General features: G+C 42.2%; 18 protein-coding genes and 1 tRNA gene. 14 read left to right on the top strand and 5 right to left on the bottom strand.

Annotated elements, in window-relative coordinates:
• The first annotated feature begins 32 nt into the window (after positions 1–32).
• From BUQ87_RS02900 to BUQ87_RS02885, 4 genes are all read left to right on the top strand, one after another.
• Positions 33–524: a lytic transglycosylase domain-containing protein gene (locus BUQ87_RS02900; protein ID WP_052636144.1), complete on the top strand. Its 492-nt coding sequence runs from the start codon at positions 33–35 to the stop codon at positions 522–524.
• Between the two features lie 60 nt (positions 525–584).
• Positions 585–2,141, top strand: a complete 1,557-nt coding sequence (locus BUQ87_RS02895; protein WP_038264906.1) for an ABC transporter substrate-binding protein — start codon at positions 585–587, stop codon at positions 2,139–2,141.
• A gap of 119 nt (positions 2,142–2,260) precedes the next feature.
• Positions 2,261–2,347: transfer RNA gene (locus tag BUQ87_RS02890), tRNA-Leu, on the top strand.
• 23 nt (positions 2,348–2,370) lie between these two features.
• On the top strand, positions 2,371–3,249 hold the full coding sequence (locus tag BUQ87_RS02885; protein ID WP_038264909.1) for a C40 family peptidase: 879 nt from the start codon (positions 2,371–2,373) through the stop codon (positions 3,247–3,249).
• Positions 3,250–3,307: 58 nt separating this feature from the next.
• Here BUQ87_RS02885 and BUQ87_RS02880 read toward each other — a convergent pair whose 3' ends face one another.
• The 3 genes from BUQ87_RS02880 to BUQ87_RS02870 form a co-directional block, all read right to left on the bottom strand.
• Positions 3,308–4,585, bottom strand: coding sequence for a nucleotidyltransferase (locus tag BUQ87_RS02880; protein ID WP_038264912.1), 1,278 nt, complete (start codon positions 4,583–4,585; stop codon positions 3,308–3,310).
• 110 nt (positions 4,586–4,695) lie between these two features.
• Positions 4,696–4,968 carry a hypothetical protein gene (locus BUQ87_RS02875; protein ID WP_038264914.1) on the bottom strand — a complete coding sequence of 91 codons (273 nt, stop codon included), beginning with the start codon at positions 4,966–4,968 and terminating at the stop codon, positions 4,696–4,698.
• Between the two features lie 159 nt (positions 4,969–5,127).
• On the bottom strand, positions 5,128–5,637 hold the full coding sequence (locus BUQ87_RS02870; RefSeq protein WP_038264916.1) for an ECF transporter S component: 510 nt from the start codon (positions 5,635–5,637) through the stop codon (positions 5,128–5,130).
• A 216-nt stretch (positions 5,638–5,853) separates the two neighbouring features.
• Here BUQ87_RS02870 and BUQ87_RS02865 point away from each other — a divergent pair, with 216 nt between their 5' ends.
• Both BUQ87_RS02865 and BUQ87_RS02860 read left to right on the top strand, forming a co-directional pair.
• Entirely contained in the window at positions 5,854–6,744 is an 891-nt protein-coding gene (locus BUQ87_RS02865) for a ComEC/Rec2 family competence protein (protein ID WP_052636121.1), read from the top strand.
• A complete protein-coding gene (locus BUQ87_RS02860; RefSeq protein WP_038264924.1) occupies positions 6,744–6,959 on the top strand; it encodes a DUF3006 domain-containing protein in 216 nt (71 codons plus the stop codon). Before BUQ87_RS02865 ends, BUQ87_RS02860 begins: the two co-directional genes overlap by 1 nt.
• Here BUQ87_RS02860 and BUQ87_RS02855 read toward each other — a convergent pair whose 3' ends face one another.
• Positions 6,960–7,673, bottom strand: coding sequence for a tRNA threonylcarbamoyladenosine dehydratase (locus tag BUQ87_RS02855; protein WP_038264927.1), 714 nt, complete (start codon positions 7,671–7,673; stop codon positions 6,960–6,962).
• Positions 7,674–7,826: 153 nt separating this feature from the next.
• Here BUQ87_RS02855 and BUQ87_RS02850 point away from each other — a divergent pair, with 153 nt between their 5' ends.
• From BUQ87_RS02850 to holA, 3 genes are read left to right on the top strand one after another with little or no spacing between them, the layout of a single operon-like run.
• On the top strand, positions 7,827–8,462 hold the full coding sequence (locus BUQ87_RS02850) for a hypothetical protein (RefSeq protein ID WP_038264930.1): 636 nt from the start codon (positions 7,827–7,829) through the stop codon (positions 8,460–8,462).
• A 1-nt stretch (position 8,463) separates the two neighbouring features.
• Positions 8,464–9,750 (top strand): ComEC/Rec2 family competence protein, encoded by a 1,287-nt coding sequence (locus tag BUQ87_RS02845; protein ID WP_038264933.1) that lies wholly within the window; start codon positions 8,464–8,466, stop codon positions 9,748–9,750.
• Complete coding sequence (gene holA / locus BUQ87_RS02840) at positions 9,731–10,768, top strand: DNA polymerase III subunit delta (RefSeq protein ID WP_038264936.1); 1,038 nt, start codon at positions 9,731–9,733, stop codon at positions 10,766–10,768. Before BUQ87_RS02845 ends, holA begins: the two co-directional genes overlap by 20 nt.
• A gap of 90 nt (positions 10,769–10,858) precedes the next feature.
• On the opposite strand, the gene rpsT is transcribed toward holA, so the two are convergent.
• Positions 10,859–11,125 carry a 30S ribosomal protein S20 gene (gene rpsT / locus BUQ87_RS02835; protein ID WP_038264938.1) on the bottom strand — a complete coding sequence of 89 codons (267 nt, stop codon included), beginning with the start codon at positions 11,123–11,125 and terminating at the stop codon, positions 10,859–10,861.
• 184 nt (positions 11,126–11,309) lie between these two features.
• Between rpsT and lepA the strand changes: the two genes are divergently transcribed.
• The 5 genes from lepA (at position 11,310) to dnaK (ending at position 17,973) form a co-directional block, all read left to right on the top strand.
• Positions 11,310–13,112 (top strand): translation elongation factor 4, encoded by a 1,803-nt coding sequence (gene lepA, locus BUQ87_RS02830; protein ID WP_038264941.1) that lies wholly within the window; start codon positions 11,310–11,312, stop codon positions 13,110–13,112.
• Positions 13,113–13,190: 78 nt separating this feature from the next.
• On the top strand, positions 13,191–14,345 hold the full coding sequence (gene hemW, locus BUQ87_RS02825) for a radical SAM family heme chaperone HemW (RefSeq protein ID WP_038264945.1): 1,155 nt from the start codon (positions 13,191–13,193) through the stop codon (positions 14,343–14,345).
• Positions 14,346–14,471: 126 nt separating this feature from the next.
• Complete coding sequence (gene hrcA / locus BUQ87_RS15015; RefSeq protein ID WP_038264948.1) at positions 14,472–15,503, top strand: heat-inducible transcriptional repressor HrcA; 1,032 nt, start codon at positions 14,472–14,474, stop codon at positions 15,501–15,503.
• 3 nt (positions 15,504–15,506) lie between these two features.
• Entirely contained in the window at positions 15,507–16,064 is a 558-nt protein-coding gene (grpE, locus tag BUQ87_RS15010; RefSeq protein WP_038264951.1) for a nucleotide exchange factor GrpE, read from the top strand.
• Positions 16,065–16,131: 67 nt separating this feature from the next.
• On the top strand, positions 16,132–17,973 hold the full coding sequence (dnaK, locus tag BUQ87_RS02810; protein WP_038264954.1) for a molecular chaperone DnaK: 1,842 nt from the start codon (positions 16,132–16,134) through the stop codon (positions 17,971–17,973).
• The last annotated feature ends 42 nt before the right edge of the window (positions 17,974–18,015 follow it).

Below are 18,015 nucleotides of genomic sequence, written 5' to 3'. Positions count from 1 at the left end.
TTCGAGCGGGCATCTTAATCAGCATAATAGCCATGCTTTTTAATGTTAAAAATACGCTGAAACTCATATATCCGATGCACTACAGCGAAAGCGTATACAGGTATTCCAACGAATATGAGGTTGACCCCATGCTCATATTCTCTATAATGAAGACTGAGAGCAAGTTTTTTCCGTATGCAAAATCGCGCAGGGACGCAAAGGGGCTAATGCAGCTTATGGACATAACATATGAATACGCAGGCGGCGATACGACCAGTTCGAAGGCCTCTATATATGATCCAGACACCAATATAAAGGTGGGGTGCTGGTATGTAAAAAAGCTTTCGGATGAATTCGAATATGACAATGATCTTGTAGTGGCGGCGTACAATGCTGGTCCAGCCAATGTGAAAAAATGGCTTTCGGATGAAAGATACAGCAAAGATGGAGAGGAGCTTGAAGACATACCTTATGGAGAAACAAAAAACTATGTGAACAAGGTACTCAAGACTTACGAGCGTTACAATAAGATATACAGAGATTAATACGCTCTGCAAGGCGTTTGCTTTGCAGAGCTCACTATTTTACACGAGGGTGAATATATAATGAAAAATAAGAAGTTTGTTGCAATGTTTTTGTTTGCCTGTATTGCAGTGATGCTGGCGGGATGCAGTACTGAGAATGTGCAGACTAAAGAGGAGAGGACTAAGGATGAAAAGGCGAAGCAGGTCTACGGCTATGATACCATAAGCATTTCAAGCATAAGGTTTAGCACCATAAATCCAATACTAAACACTGAAAAATCGCTTGGAAACGCGCTGGGGCTGGTATATGACAGTCTTTTTAAAATAGATCAAAATGATAATGTGATTTCTCAACTAGCAAGTTCCTATACATGGAGTGAAGACGGTAAATCTGTCCAGATAAAAATTAAAAACGGCGTGAAATGGCATGACGGGAAGGGCATTACTGCGGATGATGTGGTTTTTACAATAGAAAAAATAAAAAGTATTCCAGAGAGTCCTTACGCAGAGCTTGTAAAAGAAATATCTGCGGTTAGAGCGGACGTAGGCCAGAGTGTATATATAGAGTTTAAAAGGATCGACACATCGCTTGTGAGGAATCTCATATTTCCCATACTGCCAAAACACAGGCTCGAGGCCCTTAGTGCCCAGGACTTTGCTGCAGATGCAAACAACCTTGTTGGAAGCGGCATGTACAAGATAGGGGAGTTTCAAAAGCGCAAAATGATAGTGTTAAACAGGAATGAGGACTATTATGCACAAAAGCCTGCTATAGAAGCGCTCAGGGTTATGGTGGTTCCAGATTCTCAGGCTCAAAGCAACATGTTCATGGCAAAGGAGATAGACTTTTACGACGACAATATGTTTTTTGAAGGTAAATACGGAAACAGGAAGATAAGGACAATAGACTATTTTTCGGGAGAATTCGAGTTTTTGGCGTTCAACATGGTAAAAGAGCCTTTTGGAAACATCAATTTCAGAAAGGCGCTTATAAGCGGCATAGATAGAAACAGAATGATTGAAGAGGTTTATCTTGGAAAAGGAGAGATAACCCAAATACCTGTTAACCCCAAAAATGATTTTTACGATGAGAGCATAAAGCCATATGAATATGATGTTCAAAAGGCAAGAGAGTATATGCAAGGAATCCAGATGGAGAACATACATCTGAGCCTTCTAGTGAATTCTGAAAACGACCAGAGGGTCAAGGCGGCATATATAATAAAGAACTCTCTTGTAGGCATGGGTTTGGAAATAGAAGTTGTGGAAAAGCCTTGGGAAGAGTATGCAGCCGATTTGAGTTCTGGTAATTACGATATGGTGATTGCCGGCTGGAAGATGCCGCTTGCGGGCGCCATGAGGTACGCGCTTCACTCGCAAGGCAAGGGAAACATACTCGGGTATGCAAGTGAAAAGGTCGACGGCATAATAGGTGAAATTGAATACACAAAGGATAAAGCGCAGCTTGAAAAGAAGTATTCGCAGCTTCAGTCGGCAGTTAACGACGATATACCGTATATACCGCTTGTTTTTAAAAAGAATGCGCTTGTTGTCAGCGAGAGGATAGCTGGAATTTCAACTCCAAGCAGTACTAACATATACGGGGGAGCGGAGAAATTTTCAAATGCTGGCGAATAAATATAAATTTTAATGCAAAAAATATTGACATATGGCCCGCATGTATTTATAATAGAGGATGTCAGCACAACACATAAGTGCTGGGCGGGTCTTTCTACAGGCCTTACAATTTAAAATGTGCGAGCGTGGCGGAATAGGCAGACGCGCAGGCTTGAGGGGTCTGTTTTCTTAAGAAAGTAAGGGTTCGACTCCCTTCGCTCGCACCATATTTTTTACGGGAGGCTGCAATATGAATAAAAAAATTGGAGTCCTTTTTTCTATCATTGTTGCTGTAGGTTTAACCGGTTCTTCTTCTTTTGCCCAATCTTACAACCTAGGAAAGGTTCATGCCAACGTACTTAACGTCAGAAGCGAATCAAATTCAAATTCATCTGTAGTTTCAAAACTCAATAATGACAGCGAAGTCTTAATCGTCGACAAAGTTGAAGGTTGGTACAAAATAAAGACTAGCCAGACGTCTGAAGGGTGGATAAGCAGCGAATATACTAGCGTTGTCCAAGCGGGTGTAGATGGAGTTGTTAATGCTGAAGATGTAAACGTTAGGCAGGGTGCAAGCCTTGAAAGTCCTGTGGTTGCAAACTTAGGCAAGGGCGAGAAAGTAAGAGTGATTGACAAAAATGACGGATGGGCAAAGGTATCAATGAAATCTGGAGAGGAAGCCTACATTTATGACAAATTTGTAGACATACCAATGCTTAAAGAGAATGTTCAAGCTGTTTCAAGGGGAGGCTCGAGAGGTTCTGCTGCTGCAAACCTGGGACTTTCGCTTTTGGGCAAAGACTACCATTGGGGGGCGGAAGGCCCTAATGCATTTGACTGCTCGGGATTCACAAGATATGTATACAAGAAGGCACTTGGAAAGAGCATACCTCACAGTTCTAAAGCTCAGAGCACCAATGGTGAGACCATTGCCAAGTCAGACCTTCAAAGTGGAGATCTTGTGTTTTTCACGACGGACAGAAGCGGTAGTGTAAACCATGTAGGTATATACATAGGTAGTGGTAAGTTTGTTCATGCGTCTTCAGCAAAGGACAAGGTGATGGTATCACCACTTGATTCAGGATTTTACCAAGAGACATATAAATGGGCTAAGAGAATAGGAAGTTAATTATATTTGGCGGCTGAAAGCCGCCATTTTTTTGTTTTTTGTAAAACTCTTGAGAGAGTTAGCCCCTTACGAATACGGGTGATGTCTTGTAGTCTGCAGACCCGTCCATGAAATCTCTGCGGCCTCGGTAGTATACTATATTGTATATGTCTGTGGATTTGATGTCGTAATCAAGCATCTTCTGGTGCATATGGGCTGAAAATGAAGCGTTTGCGGTTTTGTTTATAACCTGGATGCCAGAATTTTGCTTTACCTTTTTTAAAATCTGGGTCCCCTTTTCGTTGAATGCGAGAATCCTTGCATAGGGGGAAGGATGGAGGTTTTTAAAATAGTCTATGTCTTCTCTTTTTATGTCTAAAAGTATGTTTGAGAGCATTCTCTTGATGCTTGTCATTGTATACCTTTTAGACTTCAGGGAACTCGTCAAATCCTCAAAGTCTTTGCAGCTTCGCACATATTTTGAAACGGCGTTTTGAATGCCCTCCTTCACCTCGTTTACAAGGCAAAGCCCGGCTGCATCCTTTGAAATTATAGAGCAGAGTATCATCTCGAAAAACATATGGTCGAATACGGGTAAAAATCCTTTTGAAATCTGCCTTTCGAGCAGTCTGAAACTATACTCGGGCATAACGTTTTCGAGCTCGTCCATTGAATAAGATGACTTTAGATGCTCTCTTATGGCTGTTGCACTGCATATTTCACCGATTATTTGAGTGCTGTTGTATTCGGCTGAGATCCTCTTTATGGTATGTGGATGTATGCTGCTGCCAATATGTATTAGGCTTTTGATATACTCAACCCCGAGTATGTTGTTTGGATTTTTTATGTCCTTTGAAATGCTTTCAAGCTCATCTTTTTCAAGGTGCATATTGGGGGATTGTGATATATAGTCTATGAGGGCATTTTCCCGTGCTGACGGAAATGACATGCCACTACTCAGGTTTTCTTTCAAAAGACATTGGAACTGAAATGGTTCGTCTGCAAGTATTGATGATATTAGCTTTAGATTTTCTATGTTTCCAGATTCGCTTCCAAAGCAAAGTGAGTCCATGCAGCACATGGAGTCCAAAACGGATACTGCGCCATATGCGAATATTTCCGCGGTCTGTGAAGAGAATACAAGGGGAAGCTCAACCACAAGGTCGACTCCCGATCTTACGGCCATTTCGGCTCTTGTCCACTTGTCGAAAAGAGCCGGTTCACCGCGCTGGAGGAAATGCCCGCTCATTACGGCTACTGTATGTGTGGCTCCTGAAATCTTTTTGGACTCTTCAAGATGGTAAAGGTGCCCGTTGTGAAAAGGATTATATTCCGTTACAAGTCCGAGTATTTTCATTTTAATTACCTCGCTTTTTAAATATCAAATTATAATCTACCATACAATTTTTTTTTTGACAATATAAAAGCGGGAGCAGTGTGACAGGCCCCCGCATTAAATTCGTTCATTTAGTTTTTTCTTATCTCATACATTATGCTGTCCAAAGTTATGTCTTCGGCTTGGAGTGATATGGACCTATCCATATTTGAAAATAGAAAACGAGTATCTGAAGAAAATGCAGAGGCCTTTTTGGAAAGCTGTCTTTGCAACCTTAAAAATATTTTCTTGGCGCTGTTTTCAAGGACATCCAGATAGCCTTCCAGACCGCCGCTTGATTCCAGAAGATCATATTTTTGAGGATTATATTTTAAAAGACATCTTTCGATACGACTCCGCCACATGTAAAACACTCCTTTTAGTTTGTTTTTCTTTATTATTCCCAGGAACAATGCGGGTAAAACTTTTATTTTTAACATTCTTAACACAACTTACATTTTGGGACTGATAAAGACAAAATAAAAAAGCCAACCCTATTTCGGATTGGCTATGCATTCACTTGATTAGTTTCTTGAAAGCATATTATCTCTTACATATGAAGTTTTAGATATTGCAATCGATACAGGAACTGCTATTGCCATACTTGCAACTCCCTGGAATATGTTTCCAGGAACCGATTCAAGAGCTACAAGCATGCTTCCCTCCATAAAAGCTCCTGCGAAAAGATACCCAGTAACCATCAAACAAGCTCCTACAAGTGTTGAAGTCAGCATTCTGCCTTTTGAAAGTCCTTTTTTCATAAGAAGTCCCACAACAAGCCCTTCAAGCCCCTTTATAACAAGTGTGAATGGGGCCCAGTGCGCGTATCCGCTGAGAAGGTCTGCGAGGGCGGATCCTATTCCTCCGGCTATAAGCCCTGCTGCAGGTCCAAACAGTATTGAAGTCATGAATATAACGCTGTCTCCTATGTTCACGTATCCGCCAGTTGCAGGCATTGGTATCATTATAGACATCGTACCGATACAAATAGCGGCCATCATAAGTCCTAAAAGTGTAATTTGTTTTATTTTCAAAATTATCCCTCCTAAACAAAAACTTTATATGACAACTAAATTATAACAAGTACAAGTGCCTGTTTCAATTGGATATGTATCCATACAATTTTCGAAAAATAGGTATGGCGTTGCATTCTCCCTTTATAAAGAACGTGTAAAGCTGTAAAATATATATAATAAAACTACTGCTATATTAAAAATTATACTGATAATAATGGAAAAGAGGTTTTGGCTATGAAAAAGTTCACTTATAAGATCAAGCTGATTTTTATTACGATATCAATACTTATGACACTTGCATCATGTGCCCCTTCAAATGAGGCTAATTCACCTGCAAACCTGTCTGTACACTTCATAGATGTCGGGCAAGGAGATTCGACCCTGATTTTAGCTCCTCAGGGTGAGGCCATGCTCATTGACGCCGGAAACAACGGCGTAGGGGACGACGTTATAGCATACATGAAAAATCAGGGGGTTGAAAAGCTGGATGTTCTTGTGGGTACGCATCCGGATGCAGACCACATAGGCGGGCTTGACACTGTGATCTACGAATACGACATTGAAAGCTTCTACATGCCAAGAAAGGCTCATACAACCAAGACGTTTAAGGACGTTTTGCTGGCGGCTAAGGAAAAGGGGCTCAATATAAAGGAGGCCAAAATAGGTGAGAAGTTCATTCTTGGAGAAGATGTAAAATGCGAGATATTGAATCCTGTCAAGGAATATGGAGATGACAACAATCTCTGGTCTGTAGTTGTAAGGATTGAATACGGAAAAAGGAGTCTCCTATTCATGGGGGATGCCGAGATTGAAAATGAATCTGACATGCTTGAATACGGTGCGTATGTGGACAGCGATGTAATAAAACTCGGCCACCACGGAAGCTCGACTTCAAGCTCTGAGAGCTTTATAAAGGCGGTGTCACCGGATGCCGCGGTAGTGTCATGCAAGATGGAAAACAGTTATGGCCATCCGCACAGGGAGACTCTCGAACTTCTTGAAAAAGAGGGGATTGAGCTTTACAGAACGGATGAACAGGGAAGCGTAGTGTTTTACTGCGACAAGAATAGAATATGGAGCGATATGAATCCTGGAAGCTATGAATACTACGGGGAGATGAAGTGATGAAAAAAGGCATAATAGACAGGTTTGAAGGAGATATTGCAGTAGTTGAGTTTGAAGACAAAACACATGAGGACATACCAAATGAAAAACTCCCTCCCGGCGTACAGGAGGGAGATGTACTCATTATTGAAAAGGACAGTATAAAACTGGATAAGAAAGAGACCAAAAGGCTGCGTGATGAGATTGAAAGCCTCATGGACGAGCTTTTCAAATAGCTAGTCCCTTTGAAGCAGGCCGTTTATAACAACTGAAGCCATTATAAGGCCTGCAGCAGATGGAACGAATGATATGCTTCCAGGGGAAACTTTTTTGCTTTCAGGGTCAACAGACTTTGGCACATCCACGGGCTTTTCGGTAGAATACACGACATTTAGTTTTTTGACCATTCTGGATTTCAGTTCTTTTCTCATTACCCTTGCGAGCGGGCACATAGATGTTTTGTATATGTCGCTTACGCTTATCTTTGTGGGATCGAGCTTGTTGCCCATTCCCATGGAGCTTATTATGCTTATTCCGCTGTCGTGGCACCTTTTTATAAGGTCTATCTTTGAAGAAACCATGTCTATGGCATCCACAACATAGTCGTAATCACTAGAAAGTATGCTGTCGGCAGTCTCGCTGTTATAAAGGGCATTTATGGCATTTACGTTGGTTGCCGGGTTTATGTCGGCTATTCTGCCTTTCATAACGTCAACTTTCGATTTTCCTATGGTGCTTTGAAGCGCCACTATCTGTCTGTTTATATTTGTAATGTCAACGGTGTCCTTGTCGACTATTGTTATATTTCCAACTCCGGCGCGGGCTATGGCTTCGGCTGCAAATCCGCCGACTCCTCCGATTCCAAGTATAAGGACATTAGAGTTTTTAAGCTTTTCGATTCCATGCTCGCCTACGAGCATTCGAGTCCTTTGAAGTATTTCACTATACATTACATTCCTCCAAACAAAATAACATGATTTATTCAAATTTTATTTTATCACTTATATAATACAATTTAAATAGTGAAAATGGATTGCATGGTCTGTTTTGCGGTAATAATAAATTAGAGGGTAATGGTGAAATTTTTGCGGGAGGTGCATTGTATGAAAAGAATTTCTTCGATTTCCAGCATAGGCGGGCAGAGGCTTAAGGCGCATGTCGTCGAGAGGAAAACCTTTACGGGTTCTGTGGACAAGGTCAGCGGAGTGGGCAGGATTGATGGGGCAAGGAATGACCTTCAAAACGAAAATTATGCTATAAGCAATGATTCGTTTTATGAGCACCTTCGCAAATCTCAAAAAAGGATAAAGGATTTTGTCATGAATGAGCACGAGCTCAAAGAGCAGATCATGAATGAGGAGAACAGGCCTTTGAACAGGGATTCAGATGAAATTTATATTAATGTACAAAAGGCTGTGAAAAGCATTAATGAATGCATGAAATCCATAAAGATAATAGATTCCCTTATAGGGGGAGAGGGCTACAAGGGCATAATCCATTCGCAGGAAGCAAAATACATGGAGAAAATAGGAATAAGGGTCAAAAACGGGTTTTTTGAAATCGATTCGGCGAAGCTTAAAAATGAGATACAAAGGGAAAAGAGCTGTGTGGACATAATATTTGACCCGGAGTCGGGAATGCTCAAAAAGACTTTCCTAGTACTTGAAAGGGTAAAGGAGAGGCTTATACAGAGCAATATGACCAAAAAAGAGGGAGAGATAATAGACAGGATGGTATGATATGAGTAAATGGGTTAAATTCATGAGAAGGCCCATAGCCGCAATATTCATGCTTTGCGTCATATTTTCGGCTGTATATACGAATGTATTTGTAGATTTGAATGAAGCGTTTGAATCCGGACGGGTTCAGGTGCAGGGGACGGTTTCGAAGGTGGTGCGTGGCGAAAAGTACGACCAGTACGCTGTGGGCAGATATATAATAATGGACTTTTCGAGGGACTTCTCACTTGACGCAGGTGACATAGTCATTCTAAGGGGGGAGGTTAGGAGTCCGAATGCCTTTTCAGATGCTGCTGAGTTTGACTACGGCAGGTATCTGAGGTCCAAGGGATATGTCGGGGTGATATATCCTGCCAGCATTGATGTGGTTGGTGTGGATAAGGGCCTTGTGCATTACTGCAGCCTTGTAAAGAAAAGTCTGTACAGGAACATCGGGATGGCGTTTTCAAGGCCAGAAGGAGGCCTCGTAAAGGGGATGATCTTTGGAGACAAGGGGGACATAGGGGAAGACATAAGGGACGTTTTTTCAAGAATGGGCATAATGCACATGTTTGCAGTCTCGGGAATGCACGTTGGAATAGTATACTTTATAATAATGATATTTCTCAAAAATACTGGGGATTTTGCAAGGACAGTCGCAGCGGCTGTTTTTTTGCTTCTCTATTCCTGCATATGCGACTTCACCCCCTCTGTCACAAGGGCGTCCATATTTTTCATACTGATGGGAGTGGCGTATCTGCTGAGGAGGGAATACGATGTCATGTGCTCGCTTTGTGCCGTTGGGATACTTCTTGTGTTGGAGAATATGTATGTAATATACGATATTTCATTTCAGCTTTCGTTTGCCGCGGTAATGTCCATTTCGAGCTTTTACAGGCCCGTTCAGAGTGTTGTGAGGATAAGGCCTGTTTCGATTAGTCTTGCTGTGAGCATTTTGACCTGGCCCATAATATACTGGAACTTTGGTATTGTATCCATAGTATCTCCAGTGACAAATCTTCTTACTGTCCCGCTATTGCCGTTTGCAATGGGGTTTTCGATGATTGCGGCATCACTTGCATACATAAGCCTTGCAGTAGCTAGTATACCGGCATTTATGGCGTCGGCCGTTTTACGTTATTATGTGTGGATATCAAAATGCTTGGATGGATTTGAATATTCAAGCATATATTTTGAAAGCGCAAGCGTCAAACTGGTTGTAATATACTATGCGCTTATGGCATACTATATCATGTACATTGAAGTAAAAAGCGTAAAGGAGCAGGAAAATGCAGCTAAAGGATATTAAAAGGGACATAGTTGAAAACAAAATGGACAGGGTATACCTGGTTCATGGAAGAGAATCATACATGATAGACGAGATAGTCAAAATGCTAAAGGAAAGCCTGAATCCCGGCATGTTGGACTTTAACCTCAAAGTGATAGAAGGCGAAAGCGCAGGCTTTTCGGATATCGTTGAAAGTGTTGAAACACTGCCGTTTATGGACGAAAAGAGAATAACCATTGTAAGGGAGCTTCCCCTTTTGAAAAGCGGCAAGAATTCATGGAGTGAGGATGACGAAGCCCGTCTTTTGAAATACATTGAAAATATACCTACAACCTCTGTTCTGGCATTCGTATCGCAGGAGGGCATAGACAAGAGGAAAAAGCCTGTAAAGCACATAATTAAATTTGGAAGCGAAGTGTGCTGCGACAAACTGAGGGGTAGCGAACTGATAGGATGGGTTAAGGGCAGATTTGAGTCAAGCGGCCTTTCGATAAGCAACTCCGACATAATATATTTCCTCAAGATATGCGACTATGAAAGCAAGAATTCTCCAAAGACACTGAGGGACGTTGAAAACGACATAATGAAGATAAGCTCTTATCTTTCGGGAGGCAAAGAGGTTACAAGGGCTGCCATGGACAAGCTTTCGGCCGCAAGCCTCGAAAACGACATATTCAGGCTCGTAGACTGCATAGGCACGAGAAAGGGCGCTCAGGCGGTTAAAATACTGGATGACATGCTCCTTCAGGGCACGTCGGGCATAATGGTTCTTTCGATGATAGGAAAGCAGTTTAGGATAATGTTTCAGGCAAAGGAGCTAAAAGATCTTGGATATTCTCAAAGTGCAATAGCCCAAAAGGTCGACGCGCACCAGTTTGTGGTGAAAAAGGCTCTTGCGGAAGGGCTTAAATTCACACCGGGCCAGATAAAGGATATACTCAACGAATGCTCAAACATAGACCAGCTTATAAAGACAGGGCTGATACAGGAGAAGATAGGGATAGAGGTTTTGATATCTCAGCTTTGCTCCAAAAAATAATAAAAACCCCAGAGAATCTACTGGGGATTTTTTTTATGGAATACTGAGTGGGGATGTTGACACTATCCAGAAATTCCTGCCATATTGTTTTTAGGCGTTAGCTTCGTTAAGCTTCTTAGCAAGTTGAGACACTTTTCTTGCTGCAGCGTTCTTATGGATAGTTCCTTTAGAAGCCATCTTGTCAATCTTTTTCTCAGCATGTCTGAATCTTGCAGTTGCTTCTTCCATGTTTCCAGCAGCAAGAGCATCTTCAAATCTTCTTATAGCAGTTTTAACTTCAGATTTTCTAGACTTGTTAGCTAGAGTTTTCTTAGCTATAACCTTTATTCTTTTCTTAGCTGATTTGATGTTAGCCAATATATTCACCCCCTGTTAATTTTCTTTTTCAATTTCAACAAAGACAATTCTATCAAAAAAGACTTAAAAATGCAAGCGAAATATTAATAATAAAACGCTTTGTCTTGATAATGGTTTACTCAAAATGTATAATTAGAAATAGTCAGTATAATGTAACATAGATATGAAGGGAGAATGCTTTTTAATGGACAAGCAAAGCAGAATTCGTAATTTCAGTATAATTGCCCATATAGATCACGGAAAGTCCACTTTGGCGGACAGACTGATAGAGCACACTGGTCTTTTGACTCAAAGAGAGATGAAGGCGCAGCTGTTGGACAACATGGATCTCGAAAGGGAAAGAGGAATAACAATAAAGCTTCAGAACGTAAGGCTTAACTACAAGGCTAAAGATGGAAATGAATATATATTAAACCTTATAGATACCCCGGGACACGTGGACTTCAACTACGAGGTTTCAAGGAGTCTTGCGGCGTGCGAGGGGGCACTCCTTATAGTGGATGCGGCGCAGGGAGTTGAGGCGCAGACTCTTGCAAACGTATATCTTGCTCTTGACCAGGACCTTGAAATAGTCCCCGTTATAAACAAGATAGATCTTCCAAGCGCAAGGCCTGACGAAATAAAGACAGAGATAGAGGACATAATAGGTCTTGATGCGCAGGATGCACCGTTGATATCTGCAAAGGAAGGAATCAACATAGGAGATGTGCTTGAGGCGATAGTGGAAAAGGTGCCGGCACCAAAAGGTTCATACGAGGCACCTCTAAAGGCCCTTGTATTCGACTCCTACTACGACGCGTACAAAGGCGTTGTAGCTTATGTAAGAGTGTTCGAGGGAACTGTGAAAAAAGGTACAAAAATAAAGATGATGGCTACAGGCAAGATGTTCGAGGTTACAGAGGTTGGAATAATGGCTCCAGGCCAGACGCCTGTAGACGAACTTAAGGCCGGCGAGGTTGGATACATCGCGGCGAGCATAAAGGACATAAGAAGCTGCAGGGTCGGAGATACTGTGACTGATGCCGAAAAGCCTACAGAAATACCTCTTCCAGGATATAAAAAGGCGGTTCCTATGGTTTACTGCGGAATATACCCTGGAGAAGGTGAAAAATATGAAAACCTAAGGGACGCTCTTGAAAAACTTCAGGTAAACGACGCGGCTCTTGAATTCGAGGCTGAAACCTCAGCGGCGCTTGGATTCGGATTCAGATGCGGATTTTTGGGACTTCTCCACATGGAGATAATGCAGGAAAGGCTTGAAAGGGAGTTCAATCTGGACATAATAACTACGGCGCCTTCTGTGCTTTACAATGTATACAAGACGGACGGAGAAATGCTCACTATACAAAACCCTTCAGACCTTCCTCCAGCTACGGAGATAAGCCACATAGACGAGCCTCTTGTAAAGACTGACATAATAGTTCCTTCGGATTATGTGGGAACTGTTATGGAACTTGCACAGGAGAGAAGAGGCAACATGGACAACATGGAGTACCTTGATGAAAAAAGGGTCATACTCCACTACGAGCTTCCTCTAAACGAGGTGATATACGACTTTTTCGATGCATTAAAGTCAAGGACCAGGGGATACGCATCGCTGGACTACGAGTTCAAGGAGTACAGGCAGTCAGAACTTGTAAAGCTTGACGTACTTGTAAACAAGGAGAAGGTCGATGCGCTTTCATTCATAGTTCACGAGAGCAGGGCGCAAAAGAGAGGAAAGGCTATGTGCGAAAAGCTCAAGGAAGAGATACCGAAACACCAATTCGCAGTGCCTATACAGGCTTCAATAGGAAACAAGATAGTGGCGAGAGAGACAATAAGCGCACTTAGAAAAGACGTGCTTGCAAAATGCTATGGAGGAGACATATCACGTAAGAAGAAGCTTCTGGAAAAGCAGAAGGAAGGAAAAAAGAGAATGAGACAGATAGGTTCTGTCGAAGTTCCTCAGAAGGCATTCATGTCGGTGCTTAAAGTTGAAAAGTAAATAATGATGCTAAAGAGGCTGCATTTTGACAACTGGCAAAATGCAGCCTTGATTTTGTTTTTATCAAGGAGGGTCAATATGGACGCAGGACTATACGTTCACATACCGTTTTGTGTGAAAAAATGCAGCTACTGCGACTTCAACTCATTTCCGATAGGAAAGCACTGTGAAAAGACAGGTCAGTATGTGGACTATCTTGTAAGGGAAATGGAGATTCAGTCAAAGGCTGCCTCGCAGTACGAGTTTTCAAGCGTGTTTGTAGGGGGCGGGACCCCCACGATACTTTGCGAAGAGGGCATTGAGCTTTTGTTTGAGGGGATATACAAAAACTTCAACATAGCAAAAGGCGCCGAAATAACAATGGAGGCAAACCCAAAGACTCTCAGCGAAGGAAAGCTGAAAGTGATAAAAAAGTGCGGTGTAAACCGCCTGAGCATGGGGCTTCAGGCCGCGCAGGAAAACATACTCCAGATACTTGGAAGGATACATTCATACGAGGATTTTGTCGAAAACTACGATCAGGCCAGAATGGCGGGATTTGAAAACATTAATGTAGACCTTATGTTTTCGATACCGGGTCAGACTTTTGAGGACTGGATGGATACTCTTGAGAAGGTCACCAGCCTTTCCCCCGAGCACATATCAGCATATTCGCTTATAGTTGAGGAAGGCACTCCCATATGCGAGAGTATAGAAAGGGGAGGACTTGTAGAGCTTGACGAGGATACTGACAGGAAGATGTACCATGAGGGCATAAAATTCCTCAAAGACAGGGGCTATGTCCAGTACGAGATATCCAACTTTTCAAAGCCTGGACATGAATCGGCACACAACATAAAATACTGGAGATGCAGCGACTATGTAGGGCTTGGCCCGGGGGCTCATTCATATATGAATGGCGTAAGGCATTCGAACTGCAGCTCACTTGAGGAGTATTATGCAAGCATAGATGAAAAAAGGCCTCCTGTAAATTGGAGCGAAGCCATATCCCAAAAACAGCAGATGGAAGAGACCATGTTCATGGGTCTTAGGATGAACGAGGGTGTGAGCAAGGGAGAGTTTTACAAAAAATTCAATGTGGAATTTGACGAGGTTTACGGCGACAAGGTGGATGTGCTTGAGGAAAAAGGGCTTCTGGAGATTAAAGAATATAGAGGCGACAAGAGGGTTTGCCTTACGCTGCATGGCATTGACATAAGCAATACTGTTTTTATAGAATTTTTGATAGATTAGCCCTAAGCGACTTGACAAAAAAAAATAATAGTGATATTTTAAAAAAGAAGTGGTTAGCACTCGAAGGCAAAGAGTGCTAACAGAGAGTATCCTTAATGTTTGTTATCTAATTAGGGGTGTTATGATATGGACTTGACAGACAGAAAAATGAAAATACTTGAAGCCATCATAAGAGAATATATATTTGTGGCGGAGCCCCTTGGTTCAAGGACTCTTTCAAAAAGGCACGATCTTGGAATAAGCGCAGCCACCATAAGAAATGAAATGTCCGACCTTGAGGATATGGGATATCTAATGCAGCCTCATACTTCTTCAGGCAGGATTCCCACACAGGAGGGATACAGGCTCTACGTCGAAAATATGATGCAAAAGAACCGAATAGACAAAGAGCAAATGAAGATGATAGACGATTCTCTTAGGGGCTATGGAGAGCTTCAAAACATACTGGACGAGGCGCTAAGGCTGATGTCCAGCTTTACAAGATACACCTCAATTGCGGTCACTCCAAAGATGAAGGAGAGCATACTTAAAAACATACAGCTCGTGCAGGTGAATCAAAACACAGTGCTTGTAATACTTGTAATGGATAACGGACTAATAAGGAACCTTACAATAAACACAAGGACAATGGTCTGCCAGGACAAGCTGAGCATAATATCCAAAATACTAAACGAAAAGCTTTCGGGCAAGAGCATAAGAGATATGGACAGCAGCTTTGCGAGCTATCTGAAAAACCAGATACACGAGTACAGCGCTCTCATAGATGAAGTATTCGAGCTTATGCACTCGAACATGCTTACGCTTGAAGACAGCCAGATACTGTCTGACGGCATTACAAACATATTCCAGTTCCCGGAATTCAGCGACATATCAAAAGCCAAGGCGTTTTTGGATATGATGAGTGAAAAAAGGCCGGTTATGGACATGCTCAACTCCGAGGGGATAGTAAAGGGCAATATAAACATAGTAATAGGAAATAAAAACACATGCGAAATAGCTAAAGAGTGCAGTCTTTTGACTGCGACATACACTTTAAACGGCAAAACAATAGGAAAGATAGGCATAATAGGGCCTACAAGGATGAATTATTCAAAGGTGTTTTCGATAATGAGCTATATATCAAATGGCTTGAATGATTTTATAGAAAATAATTTTTAAGGGGTGAAGAGCTTGGACGAAAAAATGGAAATGGAAAACGACGGCTCATCAATTGAGACCGAGGACGATATAATCAAATCATATGAGGAAAAAGAGGGGTCAGAAGATGCATCTAATCAATCTGAGGATCTTACAAAGGAGATAGAGGAGCTTAAGTCTTCCCTTCAAAGGCTTCAGGCCGACTTTATAAACTACAAGAGAAGGGTTGAGAAGGAAAAGGAGCAAATATCAATATTTGCAAATGAAAAGATAATGACAGAGCTGCTTCCAGTTATAGACAACCTTGAAAGAGCTATGGACTCATGCAAAGAGGAAGAAAAGGAAAGCTCAATATTCAGCGGCGTAGAGCTTGTGCAAAAGCAGCTTATAGACTCTCTTGGAAAGTTTGGACTTGAGAGGATATGCGACGAGGGCTGCGATTTCGACCCTAACTTCCACCATGCTGTAATGCAGGAAGAGGTCGAGGGAGTGGACTCTGAAAAGATAGTGGCGGTGTTCCAAAAGGGATACAAGCTTTCAGAAAAAGTCATAAGACCTTCGATGGTAAAGGTTTCAAAATAAAAAGCAATATATCTTGCTATGATTAATACAATTATAATTATTACAATTAAACAGGAGGTATATACAAATGGGAAAGATAATAGGAATTGACTTGGGAACAACAAACTCATGCGTTGCCGTGATTGAAGGGGGAGACCCGGTAGTAATAACTAACGCTGAAGGGATGAGAACCACGCCTTCTATAGTAGCTTTCAGCAAGGACGGAGAAAAGATAGTTGGAGAGCCTGCCAAGAGACAGGCGGTTACAAACCCTGAAAGAACAATAATGTCTATAAAAAGGGAAATGGGAAGAGACTACAAGGTCAATATAGATGCAAAAGGCTACACTCCACAGGAGATATCTGCAATGGTGCTTCAAAAGCTTAAGGCGGATGCTGAAAGCTACCTTGGAGAGGCAGTTACTGACGCTGTCATAACTGTTCCTGCATACTTTACAGATGCTCAAAGACAGGCTACAAAGGATGCAGGAAGAATAGCGGGGCTTAACGTAAAGAGAATAATAAACGAGCCAACTGCGGCAGCTCTTGCATACGGGCTTGACAAGGCAGACAAGGAGCAAAAGATACTAGTGTTCGACCTTGGCGGAGGTACTTTCGACGTTTCAATACTTGAAATAGGGGACGGAGCCATAGAGGTTCTTGCTACAAGCGGAAACAACCACCTTGGAGGAGACGATTTCGACCAAAGACTTATGGACTACATGGCGGATGAATTCCAAAGAGCTGAAGGCGTTGACCTTAGACAGGACAAGATGAGCCTTCAAAGACTTAGAGAGGCTGCTGAAAAAGCTAAAAAAGAGCTTTCAAGCGTAATGACTACCAACGTGAACCTTCCGTTCATAACAGCTACAAACACAGGACCAAAGCACCTTAACGCGGACATAACAAGAGCGAAATTCAATGAGCTCACTGCGGATCTTGTGGAAAAAACTATGGAGCCTACAAGAAACGCTCTTAAGGATGCAGGGCTTAACCCTTCAGAGCTTGACAAGATTCTTCTTGTAGGAGGATCTACGCGTACTCCAGCAGTTCAAGAGGCTATAAAGAAAATAATAGGGATAGAGCCAGATAAGGGAATAAACCCTGACGAGTGCGTTGCAGTGGGAGCTGCAATACAAGGAGGCATACTTGGAGGCGAAGTCAAGCAGGACCTTCTTCTTCTTGACGTAACTCCGCTTTCACTTGGTATAGAAACTCTTGGAAGCGTAATGACAAAGCTTATAGAGAGAAACACTACAATACCTACGAAGAAGTCTCAGGTATTCTCTACTGCTGCCGACAACCAGACTGCAGTTGACATACACGTGCTTCAAGGTGAAAGATCTATGGCGAGCGACAATATAACTCTTGGAAGATTCCAGCTTGGAGACATTCCACCTGCTCCAAGGGGAATTCCTCAAATAGAGGTTACATTCGACATAGATGCAAATGGAATAGCTCACGTTACTGCAAAAGACCTTGGAACCGGAAAGCAGCAGGCCATAACAATAACTTCTTCTACTAACCTTTCTGAGGAAGAGATAGACAAAAAGGTAAAAGAGGCTGAGATGAATGCTGCCAAGGACAAGGAGATAAAAGAGAGAATAGAGGCTGTAAACCATGCAGAGACTACTGCATACCAGACTGAAAAGACTCTGAAAGAACTTGGAGACAAGGTTTCAGCAGAAGACAAAAAAGCTGTTGAAGATGCAATAGCCCACGTTAAAGCGGTTAAGGACAATTCGGACTCTTCGGCAGAGGACATAAGAAAAGCCATAGACGAGCTTATGGAGAAGATGCATCCTATATCACAAAAGATGTACGAGGAAGCTGCTAAGGCTCAGCAGGCACAGCAGGGAGAAGCTTCACAAGAAGCCCCTCAGGACGATGTTGTGGATGCTGACTACGAAGTGGTTGACGAAGACAAGTAATAATATTAATATAAAAATGGCTTGTGGATATTCCGCAAGCCA

Origin of the sequence: Peptoclostridium litorale DSM 5388 (assembly GCF_900141635.1) — a bacterium.
Classification (GTDB): Bacteria; Bacillota; Clostridia; order Peptostreptococcales; family Peptostreptococcaceae; genus Peptoclostridium; species Peptoclostridium litorale.
This window is presented reverse-complemented; position numbering and strand designations above follow the sequence as displayed.